Source organism: Pseudomonas sp. SDO524_S393 (assembly GCF_054071875.1).
The window spans coordinates 1-25,375 of record NZ_JBSVVZ010000002.1; the positions used below are offsets into that span (position 1 = coordinate 1).

Genomic DNA, 25,375 nt, shown 5'->3' on the forward strand with positions numbered 1-25,375 from the left:
AACGTCAATAGAGCCAAACAACACCGCTCTACCAACTCCCTCCAGGCTTCGATGACCTGAAGCAACTCGCTTTCGAAACCTACTTAACTCATTGAAACTCAAGGAGTTTTCCGTTTCGACTGCGCCGGAAGTGGGGCGAATTATAGACAGATAAAATTCGACGTCAACACTTAATTTGAGTTTTCTATCAGCCCACCTGAATTCTCTAAACACCCCACCTCATATAAAGCCTCAGTGGAATAATTGAGCAGTATATTGCTCACACCTAAACAGTTAAGCATCATAGCGTCCTCTGCTTCTCTAATATGACTTCGGACAAACAATCAATGACCACCCCACCCCGCAGCCTGGCCACGGTATTCTTTCCTGTAGGCCTGCTGTTGATCGCCATGGCCTCCATCCAGTCCGGCGCATCACTGGCCAAAAGCATGTTTCCTATCGCTGGTGCCCAAGGCACCACTGCACTACGCCTCATCTTCGCCAGTGTCATCATGCTGCTTCTACTGCGTCCATGGCGCGCCAGGCTCACCGCCAAGTCTCTGCGCACCGTGGTGGTCTACGGGCTGGCGCTCGGCGGCATGAACCTTCTCTTCTATATGTCACTGCGCAGCGTTCCGCTGGGTATTGCCGTTGCCTTGGAATTTACCGGCCCGTTGGCCGTAGCGATCTATTCGTCAAGGCGTGCGATAGACTTCCTGTGGATCGGCCTCGCAATCATCGGCCTCCTTCTGCTCATCCCAATAGGACAAGCCAGCAATGGGGTCGACCTGGTCGGCGCAGCCTACGCACTCGGCGCCGGCGTCTGCTGGGCGCTCTATATTCTGTTCGGCCAGAAGGCCGGGAATGACAACGGCGTACAAACCGCCGCCCTCGGCGTAATGATCGCTGCGCTATTTGTGGCGCCCATCGGCATCATCCATGCCGGGACCGCGCTACTGACCCCCGCCTTGATCCCCCTCGCGATCGGCGTCGCCATCCTGTCTACCGCATTGCCTTACACCCTGGAAATGGTCGCGCTCACCCGCCTCCCCGCCCGCACATTCGGCACACTTATGAGCATCGAGCCGGCATTCGGTGCGTTATCTGGATTGTTATTCCTTCACGAGCACTTGTCCCTCGCTCAATGGCTGGCCATCACCTGCATTATCCTGGCCTCTGTCGGTGCCACGTTGACGATGCGCAAGGACTCAACGCCGCCGGTTGCAGCCGATTGACCGATCTTTGCAGGTAGCTCTGGCATTTACCGCTCATTTAGGCCATGTTTAGGCCGTAAACGAATGTCATTCATGGAGAATTTCGACAAGGACAGCGCGAACGCTACACTCGAGAGCGAGTAAAGCCTGCTTCCAGCACGGTTGCGAAGCGGCTATTAAGGATAGGAATGAAGCGAATTTTGATACTGTTGATGGTCATGGCCATCGCTGGCTGCGCCGCGACCACCAAAACAGAAGTGAAACGGGGTAAAAAAGGGCTGCACATCAACTGTTCCGGCCTGTCTTCTTCCTGGGACCAGTGCTACACCAGTGCAACCAACTCATGCGGCGCCAAGGGTTATCGGGTCATCGCCAAGTCCGGTGACAATTCGGAAGAACCCGGGGACTACCCTTTCGGTCTCAACCCTGCCGGCTATACCAGCCGCAGCATGATCGTCATCTGCAAGTAACAGTCCGAGCAGCCACCAGGCTGCTCCCATTAAATTCCCGCGACAGACCCAACCCTTCACGACGCTGCGGCTAAACTCCTGCTCGACACATGAGCCCGTGGAGTTCCCATGACACCCAACAAGAAGGTCGTATTGGTCGTAGGCGCCGGAGACGCAACCGGCGGTGCCATTGCCAAGCGCTTCGCCCGCGAAGGTTATGTCGCCTGTGTAACCCGGCGCAGCGCCGAAAAACTGCAACCTCTGATCGACAGTATTCATGCGGCAGGCGGGGAAGCGCATGGCTTTGCCAGCGACGCGCGAAAAGAAGAAGACGTCATCGCCCTGATCGAACAGATTGAAACCGAACTTGGCCCCATTGAAGCCTTCGTTTTCAACATCGGGGCCAACGTGCCTTGCAGCATCCTTGAAGAGACCGCCCGCAAGTATTTCAAGATCTGGGAAATGGCCTGTTTTTCCGGTTTCCTGAATGCGCGCGAAGTGGCCAAGCGCATGGTCACCCGTAATCGCGGCACCATTCTTTTTACCGGTGCGACCGCAGGCTTGCGTGGAGGCGCCGGCTTCGCTGCATTCGCGGGCGCCAAACACGGTATTCGGGCGCTCGCTCAAAGCATGGCCCGTGAGCTCGGCCCCAGAAATATCCACGTCGCCCATATCGTGGTCGACGGGGCAATCGACACCGAATTCATTCGCGACAACTTCCCGCAGAAATATGCCCTCAAAGACCAGGACGGCATTCTCGACCCCATGCATATCGCCGAGAACTACTGGTACCTGCACAGCCAGCCACGGGATGCCTGGACCTTTGAACTGGACCTGCGCCCCTGGAATGAACCCTGGTAAGCCCTCCCATAACAATAAACAGCGAGCAGCGACCATGAGCAAAACCCTGGAGTTCTTCTTCGACCTTGGCAGCCCTGCCACTTATCTGGCCCACACCCAACTACCGTCTCTGTGCGCCGAAACCGGTGCCCGGCTGATATACCAGCCGATGCTGCTGGGCGGGGTCTTCAAAGCCACCGGCAACGCGTCCCCCATCACCATACCCGCCAAGGGCCGTTACATGTTCGACGACCTGGCGCGCTACGCACAACGCTACAACGTCCCCCTCAAGTTCAGCCCGCACTTCCCCATCAATACACTGATGCTGATGCGCGCCGTTACCGGCATGCAATTGCACCGGCCCGAACGTTTCCACGAGTTTGTCGACTGCCTGTTCCACGCCCTCTGGGTCGAAGGCCGCGACCTGGGGGACCTGACCGTCGTGGCGGCAGTGCTGACCGCGCATGGTTTTGATCCCGAAGGAATCCTCGCCCTGGCCAACGACGAGGCCGTCAAAACCGCCCTCAAGGACAAGACCGAACAAGCCGTACAACGCGGCGTATTCGGCGCGCCCAGCCTGTTTGTAGGCGATCGGCTGTTCTTTGGTCAGGACCGTCTGGAGTTTGTGCGCGAAGCACTACGTTAAATCTCGATCGCCAAACGCCCCTGCGCGCCACTTGCCAGTAAATCGTAGGCGGCATTTACCGTGTGCAGGTCGAAACGGCGGGGGTCCAGGATGGGCTTGAGCTTGCCGGCATCGATCAAACCGGCGGCCTTGGCAAGAATCTCGCCGTGGTGCTCACGCCCCTTGCCCGTCAACAGCGGCAACAACGTAAAGACGCCCGAGTAAGTCGCACCACGGAACGACAACGGTGCCAAGCTGTGCTGGCCCCAACCCAGGCAACTCACGACATGGCCGACATACGTTCTGGCCGCGCGAAAAGACGCATCCAGGCTCTCCCCACCCACCGTGTCATACACGATGTCAAACCCTTCGCCAGCAGTGTATTGCTCCACGTAAGCCTCCACCGTCTGTTGCTGGTAATCGATAAACGTGGCTCCCAGGCCCTCGATCACAGCGCGATGCCTGGCGGAGCCTGTCGCAAAGACCTCTGCACCATGGGCAATCGCCAGTTGCACCGCAACATGTCCCACCCCGCCCGCGCCGCCCTGGATCAAGACCTTGTGCCCTGCGCCTACCCGGGCACGGTCCACCAGCCCTTCCCATGCGGTAATCAGCACCAACGGCAGCACCGCCGCTTCGCGCATGCTCAAGGTCTCCGGCTTTTTGGCCAACAGACGCGCGTCGACCGCAGCGTATTCAGCCAGCGAGCCCTGTGCACCACCGATCCCTGTTGCCAGCGCGTAGACTTCATCACCCACATGCCATTCACCAACGCCAGCGCCCACCGACGCTACCGTGCCCGCCAGGTCCATGCCGATCACGGCCGGCAAGGGCTGTCGGGCATGGGCGGCCTGACCTGCGCGAATTTTCCCATCCAGCGGGTTAAGGCCGCTGGCACGAATCCTCACCAACACCTGCCCTTCGCCCGCCACCGGCTTGGCCATCGTCGTCAATCGGAACGGCGCATCGACCGTGTCCACTACCAGCGCCTGCATTTCAGTTGTATCAGTCATGTCGATGATCTCGGGTGTCTAGGGAATGAGGCCATCATCCCCGCGCTTCTCCATGCCGATAAGACACTAAAAAGCTATAGTGCCCATGCGCATACGGCATGAATCGGACACCCCATGGACAAACTCAACGCAATGGCGATTTTCGTTCGAGTCATCGAACGCGGCAGTTTTTCCGCCGTCGCCCGGGAACTGCACACCACCCAGCCGACCATCAGCAAAATCCTGCGCGCCCTGGAAACCGAACTGGGTGGCAAGCTGATCTCCCGCAGCACACGTCAACTGTCTCTCACTGATGAGGGGCAGCGGTACTACAACCATTGCCGGAAAATCCTAGCCGCCGTAGACGCTGCCGAGCACAGCTTCCAGACCGGCAAAGAGACCATTGCGGGCCCTTTGCGTATCGGCTCTTCCGTCAGCTTCGGTCGCCTGCACATTGCAGCACGCCTCGCGGGCTTCCTGCAGCGCTACCCCGACGTACAGGTGGACCTTCAACTCAGCGATCAATTGCAAGATCTGGTCAGCGAAGGGCTGGACGTGACCCTGCGCATCGGCGAACTGCGCGACAGCGGCCTGATCGCCCGGCAAATCGGCACCACCCATCGCATCACCGTCGCCAGCCCGGCTTATCTCGCCAGGCACCCTGCCCCGCAAACCCCGCAGGACCTGACGCAGCACAATTGCCTGCTGTTCAGTCTGTTGAGCAGCCAGAACCAATGGATCTACCAGAAAGAAGGGATACAGCAAGCGGTGCGCATCACCGGCAACGCCCAGAGCAATAACTCCGAGGCGGTGCGAGAGATGGTGTTGACCGGGCTCGGCATTGCGCTGTCGCCCCTCTGGCTGTTCTACGATGATTTGAAGGCCGGCCGCGTGGTCGCGCTGCTGCCGGACTACACCCCATCGTCACTGCCGATCCACGCGGTGTTGGCAGCCAATCGGCGCCAGTCGGCCCGGGTCAAGGCGTTTGTCGACTACATGGCCGACGCCCTGGCCCTGGCCCCCGAGCTACAACCGATCAGATAGCTGCGGTACGCACCTGCAGCCACTCCAGCGCAGCACCACTCACCAACGGACTCAGGCGCTCACGCACCTCGGCGTGGTAGGCGTTGAACCACTCACGCTCATCCGCCGTCAGCAGCGACGGCACCAGGCAGCGGGTATCAATCGGGCAAAGCGTCAGGGTTTCGAACTTGAGAAACTCGCCGAACTCGGTCTTGCCCGCCTCACGGTTCAACACCAGGTTTTCGATACGCACGCCCCAGCGGCCCGGACGGTACGTACCGGGTTCAATTGAAGTGATCATGCCCGGCTGCATCGCGGTTTGCGGCGCGGTGGCCGCTTGGTAGGCGATGACCTGCGGCCCCTCATGCACATTGAGGAAATAACCGACACCGTGACCTGTACCGTGGCCGTAGTCCACGCCTTCAGCCCAGATCGGCGCACGCGCAATCGAGTCCAGCAGCGGCGACAGAATGCCCTTGGGAAACTGCGCGCGGGACAAGGCAATCACGCCTTTGAGCACCCGCGTGCAATCACGCTTCTGCTCATCGCTCGGCGTACCGATCGGCACCATGCGCGTGATGTCCGTGGTACCGCCCAGGTACTGACCACCCGAGTCGATCAGCAACAGGCCATCGCCTTCGATCAGCGCATGTTCTTCTTCGGTGGCGCGGTAATGCGGCATTGCTCCATTGGCGTTGAACCCGGCAATGGTATTGAAGCTCAACGACACATACCCCGGGCGACGCATCCGCGCGGCCGTCAGGTGTTCATCGATCGTCAGCTCGGTGATGCGCTCGCGCCCCAGCGCACTGTCCAGCCAGGCGAAAAATTCGCACAGTGCCGCGCCGTCCTGCTCCATGGCCAGACGGATATGCTCCGCATCGGCCAGGCTCTTGCGCGACTTGGCCAAGGTAGTCGGGTTCAACCCTTCGACCAGCTTGACGCCCGCATCGAGGTTTTCCAGCAACCCGGCGGTCACCCGCGCCGGGTCAACCTGCAGGCTGGCGCCCGCGGGTACCGCACGCAGCCCATCGGCCACTTCACTGTAGTCGCGCAGGGTCACGCCATCCTGCGCCAGCACGGCCCGCAATTCGGCGTCGACCTTACTCAGCGCCACGAACAGCGTGGCCTGCTGCTGGCTGATCAGGGCAAACGAGACAAACACCGGGTTGAACGAAACATCCCCGCCACGCAGGTTGAACAGCCAGGCGATGTCATCCAGGGTAGCGATGAAATGCCAGTCGGCACCCTTCTCTTTCAGGCTGGCGCGCAACGCGGCGAGTTTGTCGCCACGACTGAGCGTGGCCTGCGGCGGCAAATGTTGATAGATCGGCTGATCCGGCAGGCTCGGGCGGTCCTTCCAGACTTCATTCAACAGGTCGATGTCGGTACGCAAGCGCGCACCGCGCTCGGCCAGCTTGCAGCCCAAGGTACGCGCCGAGGCCACGGCCATGACCGCACCGTCCACCGCCACCACACCGCCTTCGGGGGTTTGCTCGGCCAACCACTCCAGCGGCCCGGGTTGACCAGGCTGCAGTTTCACCAGTTCGATGCCACTGCCCTTGAGTTCCTTCGTCGCCTGCTCCCAGTAACGACTGTCGGCCCAGACACCGGCGAAATCCGCAGTGACAATCAACGTGCCGACCGAGCCATGAAAACCCGACAACCATTGACGGCCCTGCCAGTAACCCGGCAGGTATTCAGACAAATGCGGGTCAGCCGACGGCACCAGCAGGGCGTGAATGCCCTCGCGGCTCATCAGCTCACGGGTATGCGCCAGGCGCTGGGGGACCGTTCCATGGGTCAAAGGCTGCGTACTCATTGTTTCTCCTGCTAACCACGAATAATTGTTATGTGTTCGCCCAAAACGCCGGCGCACTGGCGAGAGCGGCCTTGATCAGGCCAACGGCCTGGTCAATATCCTGCTCGGTGGTAAACCGGCCCAGACTCAGCCGAATGGTGCGACCGGCACTGCGCGCATCATGCCCCAGTGCCAGAAGCACGTGGGACGGCGCATTACTGGCCGAGTTGCAGGCCGAGGTGGCCGAAAACGCGATGCCCGCGCTCAGCGCTGCGGCATTGAACTCGCCGTCATCGAAGGTCAGGCTCAGCGTATGGGGAATGCGCTGGGACGGGCTGCCGTTGAGCCGTACCCCCGCGACCGAGGCGAGTTGGTCCAGCAGGCGCTGGCGCAAGGCGACAATCGTGGCCTTCTCTTCGGCAAACGCCTGCGCAGCCAGGGCAAACGCGGTGCCCATGCCGGCAATCTGATGCGTCGCCAGGGTACCGGAACGCAAGCCGCCCTCATGGCCGCCGCCATGAATCTGCGCCAACACCTTCTGTTGCGCACGCGGGCCGACATACAACGCGCCGATGCCTTTGGGGCCATACAGCTTGTGGGCAGAAAACGACATCAGGTCCACCGGCCACTGGGCCAGATCGATGGCCACCTTGCCCGCGCCCTGTGCCGCATCCACATGCAGCAACGCGCCATGCTCACGCACCCGCGCGCCAATGGCCGGGATGTCATTCAGGGTGCCCAACTCGTTGTTCACCAGCATCAGCGACACCAGAAAAGTGTCATCACGCAACGCTTCGCTCACCGCCTCGGCACTGATCAAACCGTTGGCATCCGGTACCAGGAAGGTCACGGCCACGCCGGCTTCCTGCAATTGCCGGGCGGTGTCCAGCGTGGCCTTGTGTTCGATCTGGCTGGTGATGATATGCCCACCCGCCACGCCCCGCGCCTGGGCCACGCCCTTGATCGCCAGGTTGTTGGATTCCGTGGCGCCGGACGTCCACACGATCTGCCCGGGCTGGGCACCGACCAGTTCCGCCACCTGGCGACGCGCCTGCTCAACCGTTTGCCGGGCCGCCTGACCGAACGCATGGGAACTGGACGCAGGGTTGCCGAAATTGGCGTTGAAGCCCAGGCATTCAACCATCACCTGGATGACCCGCTCATCCACCGGCGTGGTGGCGGCGTAGTCGAAATACAACGGACGTTTATTCATGACAGTCAAGACTCGCAGAGCAGGTTCCCGAGAGCAGGGCCTCAGGGGCATCGACCGGGACAGGGGCCGTCAGGTTTAACCGATCGAATGCCGTTGAAGAAAGACCACTTTATTGCAAATGTGCGTAGGAACGCTCCTGATTTCAGCTTAACAGACTGCAGTCATGCCATGGAAAACAAAAAGCCCGAGGTTTCTCAGTGGAAGCCTCGGGCTTTTTGTCGTCGACACGCGAGCTCAACTGGGGCGACCGTGCAAGGTCACACTGCGTTCGGCGTTCATTTCACCCTGCTGATCAAAGCTGTAGGACTTCTGCGGTTGCCCCATCAACGCAGCACGCTGCTGCTGGTATTCATCGAACGACAACCCTCGCCGGCTCAACGCTTCCAGCGCCAATTGTTTCGTCTCATCCGCCGTGTAGGGCCGCAGTTCGGGTGAAGGATGGGTCGCACATCCAGCCAAGACAGCGGTGACAAGCAATAACGAAACAGCGAGAAATCGGTTCATGGCGAGGGCCCTGCAAAGGAGGTTTCGAGTCAATGAACACAGGCTACTCCCGCCCCTTCACGCTGAAAAATCAACGTCCGTGATAGTCGCTATCAACCGTAGAAGCACCTTCGATAGCCGCACGCACATATCTCTTTATGATCTATAAATATGGAAATACGTTCGTTTACGGAATAAAAACAACCCTCTATAAATGACCTCAACACCCGCCACTGTTGGCCACGCAACTGTTGCCCCAGCAACAGCCATTCAACAAAACACCAGTCAGACAACAGCCGCATTTTTCAGCAGGAAGCTTGCAGCCCGCGTTCCCCAAGGGTTGCAGCCATTGGTACAGCTCTTGCTCAAGCCGTCCTACTTCTTTTGCTGTGAACCACTGTTGAAAAAGGAACTGTTCATGACCCGTCCCCTGAATGTCGTTGCCCTCTCCGGCGGAACCTGGCGCCCGTCCCGCACCCTCGTACTGACCCAAGCCGTGTTGACCGCATTGGCCGCCCAGCTGCCGATCCAGCCCACCGTGATCGAACTGGGCGACATTGCCCGGCCATTGGGCGGCGCACTGTCCCGCGATGAACTGCCCGCAGAGGTCGAAGCGCAACTGTTGGCCATCGAACAGGCGGACTTGCTGATCGTCGCAGCACCGGTCTATCGCGGCTCCTACCCGGGCTTGCTCAAGCATCTGTTCGATCTGATCGGCCTCAATGCGTTGATCAACACCCCGGTGTTGTTGGCCGCCACTGGAGGCAGCGAGCGCCACGCCCTGGTCCTCGACCACCAACTGCGGCCGCTGTTCAGCTTCTTCCAGGCCTTGACCCTGCCGATTGGCGTGTACGCCACCGAGGCGGACTTCACCGACTATCAAATCACCAGCGAGCTGCTCAAGGCGCGCATTCAACTGGCGGCGGAACGTGCAGCCCCTTTGTTTGCGGCGCATGCCCCTTCTCTGCGCAAAATTGCCTAAGGATTTGTCATGGATGTTTTCTGGTTTCTGCCGACTCACGGCGACGGTCATTTCCTGGGCACCACCCAAGGCGCACGCCCCGTCACCCTCAACTACCTGAAACAAGTCGCGCAAGCGGCTGACAGCCTGGGTTACCACGGCGTATTGATTCCCACCGGACGCTCGTGCGAAGACTCCTGGGTCATCGCCTCGGCGCTGGTGCCGCTGACCGAACGCCTGCGCTACCTGGTCGCCATTCGCCCCGGCATCATCTCGCCCACCGTCTCCGCGCGCATGGCAGCAACCCTGGACCGCCTGTCCAACGGCCGCCTGCTGATCAACGTCGTGACCGGCGGCGACCCCGACGAAAATCGCGGTGACGGCAGCTTTCTCGACCACAGTGAACGCTACGAAGTCACCGACGAATTCCTCAGGATCTGGCGCCGCGTGTTGCAGGGCGAATCCGTGGATTTCGAAGGCAAACACCTGCGCGTACAGAATGCCAAGGCCCTCTATCCACCCGTGCAGAAGCCTTATCCACCGCTGTATTTCGGCGGCTCTTCCGACGCGGCCCATGACCTGGCCGCCGAACAGGTGGACGTGTACCTCACCTGGGGCGAGCCGCCCGCCGCCGTCGCGGAAAAACTCGCCGACGTGCGTGAACGCGCCGCCCGCCACGGTCGCACGGTGAAGTTCGGTATTCGTCTGCATGTGATCGTGCGCGAAACCGAAGAAGAGGCCTGGAAGGCCGCCAACAAACTGATCGAACACATCAGCGATGACACCATCGCCGCCGCGCAGAAATCGTTCTCGCGCTTTGACTCCGAAGGCCAACGACGCATGGCGGCCCTGCACGATGGGCGCCGCGACAACCTGGAAATCGCCCCCAACCTGTGGGCCGGTGTCGGCCTGGTACGCGGCGGTGCCGGCACCGCGCTGGTGGGCAACCCGCAGCAAGTGGCCGCGCGCATCAAGGAATATGCGGACCTGGGCATCGAAAGCTTCATTTTCTCGGGCTACCCGCATCTGGAAGAAGCCTATCGCTTCGCCGAGCTGGTGTTTCCGCTGCTGCCGGAGCCCTACGCCAGCCTGGCCGGACGCGGCATCACCAACCTCACCGGTCCGTTCGGCGAAATGATTGCCAACGATGTATTGCCAGCCAAAGCCTAGGAACGTTGGGATCTGCTTTATGTGGGAGCCGGGCTTGCCCGCGATGCAGCCGACTCGGTTTTCCAGTGGTTGCCGGATGACGCCATCGCAGGCAAGCCAGCTCCCACATTTGGCCTCGATTACCCAAACAGACATTGAGGAACCCCAGCGTGACAGCCAAACCCCACAGCGTCCTGCCCTCCCCGTTGCAGACCGCCAAACTGCTGGCCGCCGAATTCGCCGTCACTGCCGTCGAACGTGACGAGCGTGGCGGCACCCCCAAGGCCGAACGTGACGCCCTGCGCCAAAGCGGCTTGCTGGCCCTGAGCATTCCCACTCAATACGGCGGCCTTGGCGCACGCTGGAGCGAGACCTTGGGCATCGTCCGCGAATTCGCCAAGGTCGACAGCTCCATCGCCCATGTCTTCGGCTTTCATCACTTGATGCTGGCCACGGTACGCCTGTTTGCGCGCCCGGACCAATGGCAACCCTGGTTTGAACAGACCGCGCGCAAAAACTGGTTCTGGGGCAACGCCCTCAACCCGCTGGACACACGCACCGTGGTCAAGGACTTCGGCGGCTGGCGCGAGTTCTCCGGCAAGAAGAGCTTCTGCTCCGGCGCCAGTGACTCGGAAATGCTCATTGCCTCGGCGGTGGACGAGACCGCCGGCGGCAAATTGCTGATTGCCGCGATCCCCAGTGGGCGCAGTGGCATTACCCTGCATAACGACTGGAACAATATTGGCCAGCGCCAGACCGACAGCGGCAGCGCCAGCTTCGAGCGCGTGCGCGTCGAAGAGTCGGAACTGCTGCTCGACCCAGGCCCGCTGAGCACACCGTTTGCCTGCCTGCGCCCGCTGATCGCCCAGCTGACCTTCACCCATATGTTCCTCGGCATTGCCGAAGGCGCCTTTGAAGAAGCGCGCAATTACACCCTCACCGAAACCCGCTCGTGGCATAAGTCCGCCGCCGAAGACGTGCGCCAGGACCCTTACGTGCTGCACCACTACGGCGAATTCTGGGTCGCCCTCGAAGGCGTGCGCCTGCTGGTGGAACGCGCCGCCGAGCAACTCGATCAGGCCTGGGCCAAGGGGCCCAACCTCAGCGAAAGCGAGCGCGGCCAACTGGCCATCGCCATCGCCACCGCCAAAGTCGCCGCCACACGCCAGGGCCTGGACCTGTGCAGCCGCCTGTTCGACGTCACCGGTGCGCGCTCCACCCACGCCTCGCTGCGCCTGGATCGCCATTGGCGCAACCTGCGCACCCAGACCCTGCACGATCCGGTGGACTACAAACTCCACGAACTCGGCGACTGGGCCTTGAACCAGTCCCTGCCCATTCCCACGTTCTACTCCTGAGAGAGGTGCCCATGCAGCTTTTGACCCTACCGCCCTCGCCCGCCCTCGCGACCTCGATCCGCGCCACGGCCCAGGTCTTCGAAGACCACAAGTCCCAGGCCTTGCTCGCGCACATCCAACAAGTGGCCCCCAGCGAAGCCAGCGTGCTGATCATCGGCGAAACCGGTACCGGTAAAGAGCTGGTGGCGCGGCATATCCACAACCTCAGCGCGCGGCGCAATCGACCGTTCGTGGCGGTGAACTGCGGCGCGTTCTCCGAATCCCTGGTAGAGGCCGAACTGTTCGGTCATGAAAAAGGCGCCTTCACCGGCGCCCTCAGCGCCAAGGCCGGCTGGTTCGAAGAGGCCAACGGCGGCACGCTGTTCCTGGACGAGATCGGCGATTTGCCGATGGCGATCCAGGTCAAGCTGCTGCGGGTCTTGCAGGAACGCGAAGTGGTGCGCCTGGGTTCACGCAAAAGCATTCCGATTGACGTGCGGGTACTGGCCGCGACCAACGTGCAACTGGAAAAAGCCATCAACGCCGGGCATTTCCGCGAAGACCTTTATTACCGACTCGATGTGGTCAGCCTGGAACTCAGCCCGCTGCGCGAGCGACCCGGCGATATCCTGCCGCTGACCCGGCATTTCATCGAAGCCTACAGCCAACGCCTGGGCTACGGCCCGATCACCATCAGCCGCGACGCCGAACACAAGCTCAAGAGTTACAGCTGGCCGGGCAATATCCGCGAGCTGGAAAACGTGATTCACCACACCCTGTTGATCTGCCGCAACGGCGTGATCGAGCGCGACGACCTGCGCCTGTCGAACATGCGCATCGAACGGCAGGACGACAGCCCACACGGCATCGACAACAGTGCCGAAGCACTGCTGGCCCGGGCGTTTCAAAAGTTGTTCGAGGAACAGGCCGGCGCCCTGCATGAAAAAGTCGAAGATGCCCTGTTGCGCGCCGCCTACCGCTTCAGCCATTACAACCAGGTGCACACCGCCAACCTGCTGGGCCTGAGCCGCAACGTCACGCGCACTCGCCTGATCAAGATCGGCGAGCTGGCGGTGAACAAGCGGCGGCCCGGGGAAAACGTGCAGGGCGAACGCATGCTGCATCTATCCATTTAGGCGGCAATGCAATGCGTCGTCATGGCTGCGCTCGAAACTGCGCAGCACCTGGAAGGAGCCGAACGACACCGCCTTGGCCTGGTGCGCGCGAATCAGGGTCCAGAAGTCTTCCTGGCCCTGCTCGAAACACTCGAACGCCGCCTCCCCGTCCGCGCGGGTTTGCCATTGCAGGCTATTAAGCACCCGACGACCGTCTTCACTCACCTGCACGCTCGCACTCAGGAAACCACTGTGGCCCTGAGCCAGACGCTCGCTTTGAGTGGACAGCGCCGCCACCAGGGCATCGTGCTGGCCAGGCTCGATGTGGAATTCGATCAGCTGATAAAAACTACGATTCTTCTCTGATATCTGCATGAACATTCCCCTCTCTACTGTAGGCAGAATCTTGCGATTCGATGCAACGCAGGGTAAAACCTTGAGTTAACTCGAGGTCAAGCATTGTTTCGGAGTTTTTCCATGCTCAACAAGGAACTTACCGTCGGCCAACTGGCGGCCCGCAGCGGCGTGGCCGTGACGGCCCTGCACTTTTACGAAACCAAGGGGTTGATCAAGAGCAACCGCAACGCCGGCAACCAGCGGCGCTATCCACGGGATGTGCTGCGACGGGTGGTGGTGATCAAGATCGCCCAGCGCCTGGGCATTCCCTTGGCGACCATTGGCGAGACCTTGCAGACGCTGCCGAATGGACGCACGCCGAATGTCCAGGATTGGGAGCGCTTGTCGGCGCTGTGGCGGGAAGATTTGGATGAGCGCATCAACAAACTGATGTTGCTGCGCGACAAACTCAACGGTTGCATTGGTTGCGGGTGTCTGTCGCTGGAAGCCTGCCCGTTGCGCAATCAGGACGACAAGCTGGGCGAATGCGGCCCGGGTGCCCAATTGCTTGAGCCCACCTCCGAGACCTGAAGGCTGGCCTCATCGCTCCCACGCAGCGTGGGAGCGATCAGTTATCAGAAACCCGGCGCGATCTGGCCCTTGTAGCGCGTCAGGATGAACTGGCGCACGTCATCGGAGTTCAGCGCCTTGGCCAGTTTCTGGATGCGCGGGTCGTTGATGTTGTCCGGGCGTGCCACCAGGAACTCGATATACAGGTCCTTGCCCTTCTCTACGATCAACGCACTGTTGGTGTCGATCCCCGCCTCCAGGGCGTAGTTGGCAAACACGAATGCCAGGTCCACCTGGCTCACCGACCGGGCCAGCAAGGCACCTTCCAGCTCGCGGATTTTCAGGTGCCTGGGGTTTTCGGCGATATCGCGCTGGGTGCTCAAGGTATTGCTCGGATCCTTGAGTTTGATCAGGCCCGCTTCGTGCAAAAGCACCAGGGCGCGGCCGGTATTGACCGGGTCATTGGGGATCGACACCGTGGCGCCGTCCTTCAGCTCGGCGATGCTTTTGATCTTGGTCGAATACGCGCCGAACGGTTCGATGTGCACCCCCACCACCGGCACCAGGTCGGTGTGGCGGGTCTTGTTGTAGTCGTCGAGGAACGGGCGGTACTGATAGTAGTTGGCATCGAGGTTCTTCAACGCCAGTTGCTGGTTGGGCTGGATGAAGTCTGTGAAAACCTTGATCTGCAGGTCGACACCTTCCTTGTCCAGCACCGGTTTGACGAACTCCAGGATTTCCGCGTGGGGCACGGGCGTTGCGCCCACTACCAGCTTTTCATTGGCGAAGGCATTGAATGACAGCACAGCGGCCAGTACGGCCAACGTTTTTTTCATGATTGCTCCAAAGGCAGACGTTATAAAAATCAACGGCGGCTGTATCGCGCCACCAAACGATCACCGGTCATCTGCAGGGCCTGGACCAGCACCAGCAACAGCACCACGGTGACGACCATCACATCGGTCTGGAACCGCTGATAACCGTAGCGAATGGCCAGGTCACCCAAGCCTCCGCCACCGATCACCCCGGCCATGGCGGTGTAATCCACCAGCACGATCGCCGTGACAGTCACCGCCGCCAGCAACCCTCCCCGGGCTTCCGGCAACAGGGTGTGGCGGATCACTTGCCACGTACTGGCGCCCATGGACTGGGTCGCCTCCACCACACCGCGATCGACCTCCCGCAGCGCGGTTTCCACCAGCCGCGCAAAGAACGGCGTACACCCCACCACCAGCGGCGGGATAGTGCCGGGCACGCCGAGGGAAGTGCCCAACAGCAAGGTGGTCAGCGGGATCAACACAATCAGCAGGATGATGAACGGCAGCGAACGCAGCACGTTGACCACCACCGACAGCAACCGGTACACCACCAGGGCTTCGTGCAATTGGCGCTTGCCGGTCAGAAACAGCAGCACACCCAGGGGCAACCCCAGCAGCACGGTAAAACCCAGGGCCGCGGCGAGCATGCTCAGGGTCTCCAGGCACGCCTGGCCGATGTCGGCCCAATAGATGTTCTTGAACAGTTCAGCCATGGCTCACGACCAGTCATGGCGCGGCGGTTTGACGCCGTTGAGCAGCCAGTTGCCCACCACGTGGTACTTCCAGCGCACCGGGTCGTGCAGTGTGTGTACCCGCGCGTTGCGCCAGTGCCGGTCGAAGTTGTGCTTTTTCAAGGTGGAGCGGGTGCCGCCGAGTTCGAACAGTTTGTTGCTGGCCTCGATGGCGATCTCGGTAGTCAGCACCTTGGCCCGGGCCACGGCCAGGGACGCCTGGGCGACGCTGTGTTCATCCGGCGCCGGGCGCGCGGCATCCAGCGCAAGACCGGCGCGTTCCAACAGCGCTTCGGCAGCTTCCAGCCGAATATCCAGGGCGCCGACCTGAATAATAGTGAGTGGGTCTTCACTGGCTTTTTCCACGCCGGCATCGATCCAGGGCCGCGCAAACTGCTGCACGAACTGCACGGTGTCACGCAGCGCCGCGCGGGCAATGCCGGCGTCGATGGCGGCGGTGGTCAGTTGCGCGAACGGTCCGGCCAGGGTGGGCGAATCGTAGGATTTATGGGTAGGGAACAAATTGAATGCCGGTACCCGCAGGTTTTGCGCCAGTACCGTGCCGCTGGACGTGGTGCGCTGGCCCATGCTGTCCCAGTCGTCGACCACCACCAGCCCTTCGGTACCGCGCGGTACGAAGGCCAACTGGGCGTTCTGTTGGTCGTCCAGCGCCAGCACCGCCAGCCAATGGGCATACAGCGAACCGGTGCAATAGCCCTTGCGTCCGTTGATCACATAGCCATCGCCTTCGCGGCGAATCGTCGCCTGGATGTCCTGCACGTTCTTGCCGCCGGTTTCCGACAGCGCATTGGCGAAACGATGGCCTTGCAGCGCCAGACCGAAGAAGTGCGCCTGCTGCTCGGGAGTGCCTTGCAGGCGAATGTCTTCCAGCAGGCAATAGTGGTTCTGCGGGATCTGCCCCAGGGAAGGGTCCGCTGCCGAAATGATCGCGATCACCTGCGCCAGTACCGCGTACGACACCTGGGCCCCGCCGAACTCACGCGGCACGCTGATGCCCCACAGGCCACTGTTGGAATACAGGTCCACCACGTCGGCGGGCACCTGGCGGGTGCGGTCACGTTCGGCGTCCTGCTCCAGCAGCGCAGCGGCCACACGGTGCGCCACGGCAATGGCTTGGGCTTCGTCGCGGATCAGCTCGGCACGGGGGGTATGGATCGGGTAATCGGCAGATACAGGCAGTACAGACATACAACGCTCTCGGGCGAATGGTTTGCCTGGGCTATTGCAGCTTCTGTGCCCGCGGCCCCGGGCCCGTCAATACGGGCATTCATGGGGCTCAGCGGATCCAATCACGCACGTGGCGCAGCAAACTGCCCGTTCACTGTTGCATGGCCGACACCTCGTCGGCTCTCACAACACCGCGGGTTCCTGCATCACACTTCATGAACAACCCTTCCACGCTTTCCCCCTTGCCCCGAACGGCGGGTGATTCCACGATGCAGGCAATCATCACAAGGAGTCATTCCATGTTCGCCGGTTTCCAAAAAGACCAGTGCCACGTCAACGGCGTGGACATCAGCTACCGCAAAGGCGGTACAGGTCCCGGTCTGCTCCTGCTGCACGGGCACCCGCAAACCCATGTCATCTGGCACAAGGTGGCTGAACAACTGGCCGAGCACTTCACCGTGGTCGCCGCTGACTTGCGGGGTTACGGCGACAGCAGCAAGCCGCCGGCCGATGAGCGGCACGTCAACTATTCGAAACGGGAAATGGCGCGGGACGGCGTCGAACTGATGAGCGTCCTGGGCTTCGACACGTTCTCGGTGCTGGCCCACGACCGGGGCGCCCGGGTCGCTCACCGGCTGGCCCTGGACCACCCTCAGACCGTGCAACGCATGGTGTTGCTGGACATCGCGCCCACCCTGTCGATGTACGCCCAGACCAACGAAGCCTTTGCCCGCGCCTACTGGCACTGGTTCTTCCTGATCCGCCCGGCGCCGTTGCCCGAAGCCCTGATTGAAAGCAACCCCGAGCAGTACCTGCGCAGCGTGATGGGCAGCCGCAGCGCCGGGCTCAAGCCGTTCACCGACGAAGCCTTCGCCGAATACGCGCGCTGCCTCAAGCTGCCGGGCGCCGCCACCGGTATCTGCGAAGACTACCGCGCGGCCGCCGGCATCGACCTTGAGCACGACCAGGCGGATATCGACGCCGGCCATCACCTCAACCTGCCGTTGCTGGTGATGTGGGGCGCCGAAGGCACCGTGGGCCGCTGTTTCGAGCCGCTCGAGGAGTGGCAGAAAGTCGCCACCGACGTGCGTGGCAAAGCCCTGCCGGCCGGCCATTACATTGCTGAAGAAATCCCTGAAATATTGCTGGGCGAAGTCCTGACCTTCCTTCGCTGAGCCCGATCAACCCCTGACCTGATGGCCCCGCCTCGCAGGCTTGAAAAAGCCTGCGACGGGGTTTGCTTGCCCCAAAAAACACCGCGAGATAATAACAATGACAATCAAAAAACTGCTGGGAACCCTGTATGTCCAGGTGCTCATCGCCATCGCGCTGGGTGTGTTGATCGGCCATCAGTGGCCCCAGGTCGGCATCGACCTCAAGCCGCTCGGCGACGGCTTCATCAAATTGATCAAGATGATCATCGGCCCGATCATCTTCTGTACGGTGGTGTCCGGCATCACCAGCATGCACGACGTGAAACAGGTGGGCCGGGTCGGTGGCAAGGCGCTGTTGTACTTCGAAATCGTCTCTACCATCGCCCTGCTGATCGGCATTCTCGCCGCGCACCTGTTGCACCCGGGCGTCGGCTTCAACATCGACGTGAAGACTCTCGACAGCTCAGCCATCGCCGGCTTCGTCGGCCAGGCGCAGCACAGCGAAGGCCTTACCGGCTTCTTGTTGAACGTGATTCCGGGCACCTTTTTCGACGCGTTCGCCAAGGGCGAGATTCTGCCGGTGCTGTTCATTTCCCTGCTGTTCGGCCTGGGCCTGGTGATGGTCGGTGAAAAGGCGCGGCCACTGGTGACGGTGATCAACCAGGCCAGCGAAGTGTTCTTCCGCATCGTCGGCATGATCAGCCGCGTGGCACCGATCGGCGCGTTCGGCGCCATTGCCTTCACCATCGGCAAATACGGCGTGGGCTCGTTGCTGCCACTGCTGAAACTGGTAGGTACGTTCTATCTCACTGCGTTTTTCTTTGTCACGGTGATCCTGGGCAGCGTCGCCCGCTATGCCGGGTTCAGCATTTTCAAACTGCTGGGTTACATCAAGTCGGAACTGCTGATTGTGCTGGGCACCAGCTCGTCGGAATCGGCATTGCCGCAACTGATCCAGAAACTCGAAAGCCTTGGCGCCTCCAAGGGCGTGGTGGGCATCGTGGTGCCGACCGGCTACACCTTCAATCTGGACGGCACCAACATCTATATGACCCTTGCGGTGCTGTTCCTGGCCCAGGCCACCAACATCCACCTGCCGCTGGAACAGCAACTGACCTTGCTGGCGGTGGCCATGCTCACCTCCAAGGGCGCCGGCGCCGTGGTGGGTGCGGGCTTCGTGGCGCTGGCCGCGAGCCTGGCGGTGGTGCCGACGGTGCCGGTGGCAGCGATGGTGCTGATCCTGGGCGTCGACCGCTTCATGGCCGAATGCCGTTCGCTGACCAATATCATCGGCAACGCCGTGGCCGCCCTGGTAGTGGCTGCGTGGGAAGGTGAACTGGACCGTGAAAAAATGGCCCCCATCGCCCTCAAGCGCGGCCGCCATGCCCGCGCTGCCCAGGCGAAGATCGCCACCGACTGAAGAATGACGGCCAGGCGCGCCGGAAGGCGCGCCCATCCGGTGCTATTCTGGCGGCTCATGCCGCCACGCCTGTTTCTGATGACCAACAAGAAAGATACCGTGCCCCTACCCGAAGACCTGCGGGTGTTTTTGACCGTAATCCGCAAGGCTGGCTTCGCCGCGGCCGCCGATGAACTGGGGCTGTCGCCCGCGTACGTCAGCAAGCGCATCCAGATCCTCGAAACCACCCTGGCCACCCGCCTGCTGCACCGCACCAGCCGCCGCATCGCCCTGACCGAAGACGGCGAGCGGGTCCAACGCTGGGCCGTGCGCATCCTCGAAGACTTCCAGCAACTGTCCGATGAACTGTCCGACGCCCACGACAGCCCCCGTGGCCACCTGCACCTGTGCAGCAGCTTCGGTTTCGGGCGCAACCACGTGGCCCCGGCCCTGTCATTGCTGGCCGAACAGTACCCGGACCTGGAAATCCGTCTGGACCTGTTCGACCGCGTGGTGGACATCGTCAGCGAAGGCTTCGACCTGGAGATCCGCGTGGGCGATGACATCCCCGGCCAGCACATCGGCCGCCGTCTGGTGAGCAATCGCCGGGTGCTGTGCGCCGCCCCGGCTTACCTGCAGCGCCGGGGCACGCCGCACCAGTTGAGCGACCTGGAGCAGCACGATTGCCTGGTGCTCAAGGAGCGTGACAACGCCTTCGGCATCTGGAACCTGGAACACGAAGGCGCACCGCACAGCGTGCGAGTGCGCGGACCGCTGTCATCGAACAATGGCGAGATCGTGCTGCAATGGGCATTGGACGGGCGCGGGGTGCTGCTGCGATCGATGTGGGATGTGAAGCCGTTGCTGGAGCAAGGCAAGCTGGTGCAGGTTCTGCACAGCTATACCCAGAGCGCCAACGTGTGGGCGGTGTACCCGACACGCTTGGCGCACTCCGGAAAGCTGAGGGCTTGCGTGGAGTTTCTGCAGGAACACTTCAAGGGGTTGTCAATATAGGGATGCAAACCCGATCAACTGTGGGAGCTGGCTTGCCTGCTCCCACAGGTTGATTATTGTTGTGTCAGTTGAGCCAGGGGTTGGCTTGCAGGTGGCGGCGTTCGAAGGCCTTGATCGCGTCGCTGCGCTGCAAGGTGCTGCCGATGGCATCCAGGCCCAGCAGCAGCGCAGTCTTGCGCAAGGTGTCGATCTGGAACGGGATCACCTGGCCATCGGCCAAATGAATGTCCTGGGCTTCCAGGTCCACGCTGATCTGCGCTTGCTCGGGCTGGCTGACGGTCTGGCCGAGCGACTGCAACACCGCCTCGTCCAGGGTGATCAACAACACCCCGTTACGCTGGCAGTTGTCGTAGAAAATCCCGGCAAAGCTGCTGCCGATCAACGCGCGGATACCCATCTGTTTCAGGCCCCACACCGCGTGTTCACGGCTCGAACCGCAACCGAAGTTGGGGCCCACCACCATAAAGCTCGCGCCCTGCCAGGCCGGCTGGTTCAGCACGAACTCCGGGTTGGGTTCGCCGGATGCCAAAAAGCGCAGGTCAAAGAACAACCCGCGGTCCAGACCACTGCGGTCGATGCCCTTGAGGAACTGCTTGGGCATGATCACGTCGGTGTCGATGTTCGCCGCCAGCATCGGCGCGGCCTTGCCGGTCACGCGGGTAAAGGGTTGCAGGCTCATGGACGGTCTCCAAAGTGGCGGATATCGGTGAGGCGGCCGGTAATCGCCGCCGCGGCAACCATCGCCGGGCTCATCAGGTGGGTACGAGCACCCGCGCCCTGGCGGCCTTCGAAGTTGCGGTTGGTGCTGGACGCGCAGCGATCACCCGGGGCCAGCACATCGTCGTTCATCGCCAGGCACATCGAGCAGCCCGACTGGCGCCATTCAAAACCGGCGTCGATAAAGATCGCCGCCAACCCTTCGGCCTCGGCCTGGTCACGCACTTCGGTGGAGCCGGGCACGATCATCGCCCGCACGTGGTCGGCCACACGCTTGCCACGCACCACACTGGCCGCGTCGCGCAGGTCTTCGATGCGCGCGTTGGTGCACGAGCCGATAAAGGCATGGCTGATGACGATTTCGCTCAGCGGCATGCCGGCTTCCAGGCCCATGTAATTGAGGGCGCGGCGCATGTCCTGACGCAGGATCAGGTCGCTGACGTCCTGCGGGTCGGGCACACGAGCACCGATGGGCGCGGCCTGGTCGGGGCTGGTACCCCAGGTGACCATGGGTTCCAGGGCGGAGGCATCCAGCGTCACTTCCTGGTCGAACACCGCATCGGCGTCCGAATGCAGTTGGCGCCAGCCCACCAGCGCCTGCTCCCACAACTCGCCCTTCGGCGCCCGAGGCTTGCCCTTGAGGTAGGCGAAGACTTTTTCGTCCGGCGCCATGAAAGCACCACGTGCACCGGCTTCCACCGCCATGTTGCAGATGGTCATGCGCGCCTCGACGCTCAGGGCATCGATGGTGGAACCGCGAAACTCGATCGCATAGCCGGTGGCACCCGAAGCACCGATCTTGCCGATCAGCGCCATGATCACGTCTTTGGAGGTCAGGCCCTTGGCCAGCGTGCCGTCGACGCTCACGCGCATGGTTTTCAGGCGCTTGTAGACCAGGGTCTGCGACGCCAGCAGGTGTTCGATCTCCGACGTGCCGATGCCGAAACCGAACGCGCCCAGCGCGCCATACGTGGTGGTGTGGCTGTCACCGGCGGCAATCACCATGCCCGGCAGGATAAAACCCTGCTCGGGCGCGATCACGTGTTCGATGCCCTGGCGTTTGTCGAGGATATCCAGCAGCTCGATGCCGAAGTCCCGGCAGTTTTCCGCCAGGTACGACACCTGCCGCGCGCCGCCCGCGTCCGGCATGGCCGCGATGCGCTTGGGCGTGGTGGGGTTCACATGGTCGACCACCGCCAGCGCGGTGCCGGGGCGCCAGACGCCACGGCCAGCTTCGCGCAGGCCACTGAACGCCTGGGGGCTGGTGTATTCGTTGATCACCTGGCGGTCTATATAAAGCAGGACATGGCCCTGGTCATCCAGGGGGCACACCGTGTGGGAGTCGATGTGCTTGTCGTAGAGGGTTCTGGCAGTCATTTATTGTGGGGCTCGCTCAACGGTATAGGCCCCATCCTACGCAGCCTCCCGGCCCCATCAATGCCACCTCGGTGATGGCTTGGAACATGTTTCGTGTTCAATCCGGGCTCTGAAACATTTTCTTTCATGTTTCGCTTAGGGATTTCCCATTCTCATCCGTCTTAACTTAGATACAGCCTGTCGCGTCAGCAAAAGCTACGACCGGCCTTTTCCGGGCCTGCATTGCCCCCTCCGATCAAGACCCTCATCCACATGTCGAAGAAGTCACGCTCAAAACTCTGGTTTCTCGTACACAGCTGGCTGGCCCTGCCCATCTGGTTCTTTGTACTGATCGTCTGCGTCACCGGCACCCTGGCGGTGGTCAGCCAGGAAATCGTCTGGCTGGCCAACCCGGATATCCGCGCGAGCAAACCGTCGGACGATGCCGAACCGCTGAGCTACGACCAGGTGATCGCCGCGATCAAGCGCGAAGAACCCCAGGTGTTCGTCCAGTCGATCGACCGCCCCGACGAATCCCATTTCGCGCTCAGCGTCGACCTCAGCTACCCCGACGGGCGCTCCGTGGAGGTCTACGTCAACCCCTACACCGGGGCGATTCAGGGCATCAGCCCGTCGTTCAACTTCAAGGCCTTTACCCGTGCCCTGCACGGCTGGTGGCTGGTGCCATTCACCAACGGCTACAGCTGGGGCTGGTACCTGGTCTCGGCATTGGGTATTCCGCTGCTGGCGTCGCTGGTTACCGGACTGGTGGTGTACAAGCGCTTCTGGAAGGGTTTTCTGCGCCCGACCCTACGCATCCGCCACGGCGCGCGGATCTTCTGGGGGGACTTCCACCGCCTGAGCGGTATCTGGTCGATCTGGTTCATCGCAGTGATTTCCGTCACCGGCATCTGGTTCCTGATCCGGGCGATCCTGGGAGACAACCAGATCTCGATTTCCACCGAGCCGGTGATCCCGGTGATCGCGCGTGAAAAGGTGCCGATGTCGGCGCCCGGCGTGCCGGCACCGATGATTCCCGTCGACGACGCAATCAAGATCGCCACCCAGCGCATCCCGGGCCTGGAGGCGAGTTTCATCAGCCTGCCGCTCAATGCCTACAGCCACCTGCAGATCGGCGGGCGCGGCTGGTATCCGTTGATGTTCCAGACCGCGCAGATCAACCCCTATGACGGCGAAGTCGCGGCCGCGCACTTGCTGTCCGACCGTTCGAAACTGGAGTTCGTCACCGAATCCATGCGCCCGCTGCACACCGGCGACTTTGGCGGCCTGTGGGTCAAGCTGATCTGGGCATTCTTTGGCCTGATCATGAGCATGATGGTGTTGAGCGGCCTGCTGATCTGGACCAAACGCACCGCCCTGGCCACCCTCAATGCGCTCAAGCGCGAAACCAAGGCACAACGCAAGCCGGCGGCCATCCCCGTCAGGCAGGCTGAAACCTCGGAGGCCCACCCATGAGCAAGGTCGCTGCTGCAACACCTTCGCCGCTGCGGACCTTCTGGCTGAAATGGCGCTTCCACATCAATGTGCTGTTGTTGCTGATCCCGTTGGGTTTCATGCCCAAGTACTTCGCCGACGCGGCGCTGTTTCGCGGCGACACCGGCATCGGCGAGCGAGTGGCCGGCGAAGTGCAGGTCGGGCCGTGGAGCCTGACCCTCGCGGAGTTCCGCAATGAAGGCCCGCGCCCCGACCCGGCGGGCCCGATGAAACTCTTCAATGCCGCCCTGTGCGACACCTGCGCCGAACAGGTCAAGGCCACTTACCTGCGCATCGGCAAACCCCGCAGCCTGCGCGCCGCCGGGGTGATTTTCTTCGGCACGCCCTACCGCATGGGTGCCGCCCTGCCCGTGCCTGAACGCACGCCGGTCGAGGCTGAACTGTGGGTCACCATGGAAGGCTGGGACGGCACGATGCATCAGGGTTTCATCCCGCTGAGTCAGGCCTCGCCTGCCACCATTGCCTGGCTGAACAAGCAAGGAGTCAAACCATGATCGTCACGTACCTGACCCGTGCCGGTGTACTGCTGTTGCTGTGCGCCGGTTTCAGCAATACCGCCCTGGCCCACAACCCGATGTGCGAGTGCAAGGAAATCCCCGGCGAGCAGATCAAATGCACTGGCGGATTCTCCGATGGCAGCGGTGCCCCCGGCGTGACCCTGGACGTGATCGGCTACGACGAAACCATCCTGCTGCCCGGCAAGCTTGGCCAGGACTCGACCCTGACCTTCAAGAAACCCTCCGCCGAGTTCTATGTGCTGTTCGACGCGGGCCCCGGCCACGTGGTGGAAATCGACCAAGCGGATATCCAGCCCCAATGAGTACCACCCAGGTTGTACGCCCCGCCGGCGCCGGGCATGAAACCCTCTACGTCCTGCTGCTGTGCCTGATCATCCTCGCGGTGGCCGGTACGGTGGTGGCGCTGCACGGAGAATCCCGGACAGCGGTGGCCGTGCCCAGCCATCAACTGGATGCGCGCCGCGACCTGAGCGCAGCGGAACAAGGTCTCTATGCCGACCTGCGGGTGACCCTGGATGAAATCCAGCTGTTGCAGCAAGAACAGAATGGCCTGCCGACACCCGAGCAATTGGCCGAAGAAGGCTTTGCGCCTTTCGCCCACGACGCCAGCTCGGTCAGCCGTGGCGACCATCGCTGGCAACTGCTGGCGCCGTCGGCCTACCTGGGCCTGAGCCAGACGCCCGCCAGCAGCGGCTCGCTGCTGATGCGTGTGCACGGTGCCGAACCGGACATCTGGCTCAACCGTGAGGCCGATCTCGTCGCCCCTTCCGACCTGACTGACCCGGCATTGATCGCCGCCGGCTGGCAACAGGTGGTCACGCAATTCGATGCCGGCGTGACCCGCCAGCACCGCCACTGAACGAGAAGACCGAGTGCCC

Annotated in this window: 27 protein-coding genes; 17 read left to right on the forward strand and 10 right to left on the reverse strand. The window is 61.9% G+C overall.

Going from position 1 to position 25,375, the window contains the following annotated elements:
• Positions 1–326 precede the first annotated feature (326 nt).
• From rhtA to ACW9IB_RS01415, 4 genes are all read left to right on the forward strand, one after another.
• Positions 327–1,214, forward strand: coding sequence for a threonine/homoserine exporter RhtA (rhtA, locus tag ACW9IB_RS01400; RefSeq protein ID WP_457411964.1), 888 nt, complete (start codon positions 327–329; stop codon positions 1,212–1,214).
• A gap of 167 nt (positions 1,215–1,381) precedes the next feature.
• Positions 1,382–1,663 (forward strand): hypothetical protein, encoded by a 282-nt coding sequence (locus ACW9IB_RS01405; protein ID WP_016980214.1) that lies wholly within the window; start codon positions 1,382–1,384, stop codon positions 1,661–1,663.
• Positions 1,664–1,771: 108 nt separating this feature from the next.
• Positions 1,772–2,503 carry an SDR family oxidoreductase gene (locus tag ACW9IB_RS01410; RefSeq protein WP_457411965.1) on the forward strand — a complete coding sequence of 244 codons (732 nt, stop codon included), beginning with the start codon at positions 1,772–1,774 and terminating at the stop codon, positions 2,501–2,503.
• A 34-nt stretch (positions 2,504–2,537) separates the two neighbouring features.
• A complete protein-coding gene (locus tag ACW9IB_RS01415) occupies positions 2,538–3,128 on the forward strand; it encodes a 2-hydroxychromene-2-carboxylate isomerase (protein WP_457411966.1) in 591 nt (196 codons plus the stop codon).
• On the opposite strand, the gene ACW9IB_RS01420 is transcribed toward ACW9IB_RS01415, so the two are convergent.
• Positions 3,125–4,120 (reverse strand): zinc-dependent alcohol dehydrogenase family protein, encoded by a 996-nt coding sequence (locus ACW9IB_RS01420; protein WP_457411967.1) that lies wholly within the window; start codon positions 4,118–4,120, stop codon positions 3,125–3,127. The genes ACW9IB_RS01415 and ACW9IB_RS01420 overlap by 4 nt on opposite strands.
• A 114-nt stretch (positions 4,121–4,234) precedes the next feature.
• Here ACW9IB_RS01420 and ACW9IB_RS01425 point away from each other — a divergent pair, with 114 nt between their 5' ends.
• On the forward strand, positions 4,235–5,143 hold the full coding sequence (locus tag ACW9IB_RS01425; RefSeq protein ID WP_457411968.1) for a LysR family transcriptional regulator: 909 nt from the start codon (positions 4,235–4,237) through the stop codon (positions 5,141–5,143).
• Here ACW9IB_RS01425 and ACW9IB_RS01430 read toward each other — a convergent pair.
• The 3 genes from ACW9IB_RS01430 to ACW9IB_RS01440 all read right to left on the reverse strand — a co-directional run bounded on the left by ACW9IB_RS01430 (position 5,136) and on the right by ACW9IB_RS01440 (position 8,640).
• The gene (locus ACW9IB_RS01430; protein ID WP_457411969.1) at positions 5,136–6,944 is read right to left on the reverse strand and encodes an aminopeptidase P family protein; all 1,809 of its coding nucleotides are present in this window, start codon (positions 6,942–6,944) and stop codon (positions 5,136–5,138) included. The two genes, ACW9IB_RS01425 and ACW9IB_RS01430, sit on opposite strands and share 8 nt — an antisense overlap.
• A gap of 28 nt (positions 6,945–6,972) precedes the next feature.
• Positions 6,973–8,136 (reverse strand): cysteine desulfurase family protein, encoded by a 1,164-nt coding sequence (locus ACW9IB_RS01435; protein ID WP_457411970.1) that lies wholly within the window; start codon positions 8,134–8,136, stop codon positions 6,973–6,975.
• A 234-nt stretch (positions 8,137–8,370) separates the two neighbouring features.
• A complete protein-coding gene (locus ACW9IB_RS01440) occupies positions 8,371–8,640 on the reverse strand; it encodes a hypothetical protein (protein WP_457411971.1) in 270 nt (89 codons plus the stop codon).
• 397 nt (positions 8,641–9,037) lie between these two features.
• On the opposite strand from ACW9IB_RS01440, the gene msuE reads away from it, so the two are divergent.
• From msuE to ACW9IB_RS01460, 4 genes are all read left to right on the forward strand, one after another.
• The gene (gene msuE, locus ACW9IB_RS01445; RefSeq protein ID WP_457411973.1) at positions 9,038–9,601 is read left to right on the forward strand and encodes an FMN reductase; all 564 of its coding nucleotides are present in this window, start codon (positions 9,038–9,040) and stop codon (positions 9,599–9,601) included.
• Between the two features lie 9 nt (positions 9,602–9,610).
• Positions 9,611–10,750 (forward strand): FMNH2-dependent alkanesulfonate monooxygenase, encoded by a 1,140-nt coding sequence (gene ssuD / locus ACW9IB_RS01450; protein WP_457368525.1) that lies wholly within the window; start codon positions 9,611–9,613, stop codon positions 10,748–10,750.
• A gap of 149 nt (positions 10,751–10,899) precedes the next feature.
• Positions 10,900–12,087 (forward strand): acyl-CoA dehydrogenase family protein, encoded by a 1,188-nt coding sequence (locus tag ACW9IB_RS01455; protein ID WP_457411975.1) that lies wholly within the window; start codon positions 10,900–10,902, stop codon positions 12,085–12,087.
• 11 nt (positions 12,088–12,098) lie between these two features.
• Positions 12,099–13,202 (forward strand): sigma-54 interaction domain-containing protein, encoded by a 1,104-nt coding sequence (locus ACW9IB_RS01460; RefSeq protein ID WP_457411976.1) that lies wholly within the window; start codon positions 12,099–12,101, stop codon positions 13,200–13,202.
• Here the strand turns inward: ACW9IB_RS01460 and ACW9IB_RS01465 are convergent.
• Entirely contained in the window at positions 13,191–13,556 is a 366-nt protein-coding gene (locus ACW9IB_RS01465; RefSeq protein ID WP_457368522.1) for an antibiotic biosynthesis monooxygenase, read from the reverse strand. The genes ACW9IB_RS01460 and ACW9IB_RS01465 overlap by 12 nt on opposite strands.
• A gap of 102 nt (positions 13,557–13,658) precedes the next feature.
• Here ACW9IB_RS01465 and soxR point away from each other — a divergent pair, with 102 nt between their 5' ends.
• Complete coding sequence (gene soxR, locus ACW9IB_RS01470; protein ID WP_457368521.1) at positions 13,659–14,108, forward strand: redox-sensitive transcriptional activator SoxR; 450 nt, start codon at positions 13,659–13,661, stop codon at positions 14,106–14,108.
• Between the two features lie 44 nt (positions 14,109–14,152).
• Here the strand turns inward: soxR and ACW9IB_RS01475 are convergent, their stop codons facing one another.
• Genes ACW9IB_RS01475 through ACW9IB_RS01485 form a run of 3 tightly spaced genes read right to left on the reverse strand, consistent with a single transcriptional unit; the run spans position 14,153 to position 16,845 of the window.
• Positions 14,153–14,923 carry a MetQ/NlpA family ABC transporter substrate-binding protein gene (locus ACW9IB_RS01475; protein WP_457411978.1) on the reverse strand — a complete coding sequence of 257 codons (771 nt, stop codon included), beginning with the start codon at positions 14,921–14,923 and terminating at the stop codon, positions 14,153–14,155.
• 29 nt (positions 14,924–14,952) lie between these two features.
• Positions 14,953–15,618 (reverse strand): methionine ABC transporter permease, encoded by a 666-nt coding sequence (locus ACW9IB_RS01480; protein WP_457411980.1) that lies wholly within the window; start codon positions 15,616–15,618, stop codon positions 14,953–14,955.
• A gap of 3 nt (positions 15,619–15,621) precedes the next feature.
• On the reverse strand, positions 15,622–16,845 hold the full coding sequence (locus tag ACW9IB_RS01485; protein WP_457411981.1) for an SfnB family sulfur acquisition oxidoreductase: 1,224 nt from the start codon (positions 16,843–16,845) through the stop codon (positions 15,622–15,624).
• Positions 16,846–17,123: 278 nt separating this feature from the next.
• Here ACW9IB_RS01485 and ACW9IB_RS01490 point away from each other — a divergent pair, with 278 nt between their 5' ends.
• The 3 genes from ACW9IB_RS01490 to ACW9IB_RS01500 all read left to right on the forward strand — a co-directional run bounded on the left by ACW9IB_RS01490 (position 17,124) and on the right by ACW9IB_RS01500 (position 20,391).
• Positions 17,124–17,999, forward strand: coding sequence for an alpha/beta fold hydrolase (locus ACW9IB_RS01490; RefSeq protein ID WP_457411983.1), 876 nt, complete (start codon positions 17,124–17,126; stop codon positions 17,997–17,999).
• A 97-nt stretch (positions 18,000–18,096) separates the two neighbouring features.
• Positions 18,097–19,398 carry a dicarboxylate/amino acid:cation symporter gene (locus ACW9IB_RS01495; protein WP_457411984.1) on the forward strand — a complete coding sequence of 434 codons (1,302 nt, stop codon included), beginning with the start codon at positions 18,097–18,099 and terminating at the stop codon, positions 19,396–19,398.
• Between the two features lie 78 nt (positions 19,399–19,476).
• The gene (locus ACW9IB_RS01500; protein WP_457368536.1) at positions 19,477–20,391 is read left to right on the forward strand and encodes a LysR substrate-binding domain-containing protein; all 915 of its coding nucleotides are present in this window, start codon (positions 19,477–19,479) and stop codon (positions 20,389–20,391) included.
• 64 nt (positions 20,392–20,455) lie between these two features.
• Here the strand turns inward: ACW9IB_RS01500 and leuD are convergent, their stop codons facing one another.
• Entirely contained in the window at positions 20,456–21,070 is a 615-nt protein-coding gene (gene leuD, locus ACW9IB_RS01505) for a 3-isopropylmalate dehydratase small subunit (RefSeq protein ID WP_457368516.1), read from the reverse strand.
• On the reverse strand, positions 21,067–22,485 hold the full coding sequence (leuC, locus tag ACW9IB_RS01510) for a 3-isopropylmalate dehydratase large subunit (RefSeq protein ID WP_457411986.1): 1,419 nt from the start codon (positions 22,483–22,485) through the stop codon (positions 21,067–21,069). Before leuC ends, leuD begins: the two co-directional genes overlap by 4 nt.
• Before the next feature lie 252 nt (positions 22,486–22,737).
• On the opposite strand from leuC, the gene ACW9IB_RS01515 reads away from it, so the two are divergent.
• From ACW9IB_RS01515 to ACW9IB_RS01530, 4 genes are read left to right on the forward strand one after another with little or no spacing between them, the layout of a single operon-like run.
• Positions 22,738–23,940 (forward strand): PepSY-associated TM helix domain-containing protein, encoded by a 1,203-nt coding sequence (locus ACW9IB_RS01515; protein ID WP_457368514.1) that lies wholly within the window; start codon positions 22,738–22,740, stop codon positions 23,938–23,940.
• Positions 23,937–24,473 (forward strand): thiamine pyrophosphate-binding protein, encoded by a 537-nt coding sequence (locus ACW9IB_RS01520; RefSeq protein ID WP_457411987.1) that lies wholly within the window; start codon positions 23,937–23,939, stop codon positions 24,471–24,473. Before ACW9IB_RS01515 ends, ACW9IB_RS01520 begins: the two co-directional genes overlap by 4 nt.
• Entirely contained in the window at positions 24,470–24,799 is a 330-nt protein-coding gene (locus tag ACW9IB_RS01525) for a hypothetical protein (protein WP_457411988.1), read from the forward strand. The genes ACW9IB_RS01520 and ACW9IB_RS01525 overlap by 4 nt, the downstream gene beginning before the upstream one ends.
• Positions 24,796–25,356 carry a DUF6162 family protein gene (locus ACW9IB_RS01530; RefSeq protein WP_457411990.1) on the forward strand — a complete coding sequence of 187 codons (561 nt, stop codon included), beginning with the start codon at positions 24,796–24,798 and terminating at the stop codon, positions 25,354–25,356. Before ACW9IB_RS01525 ends, ACW9IB_RS01530 begins: the two co-directional genes overlap by 4 nt.
• Positions 25,357–25,375: the final 19 nt, after the last annotated feature.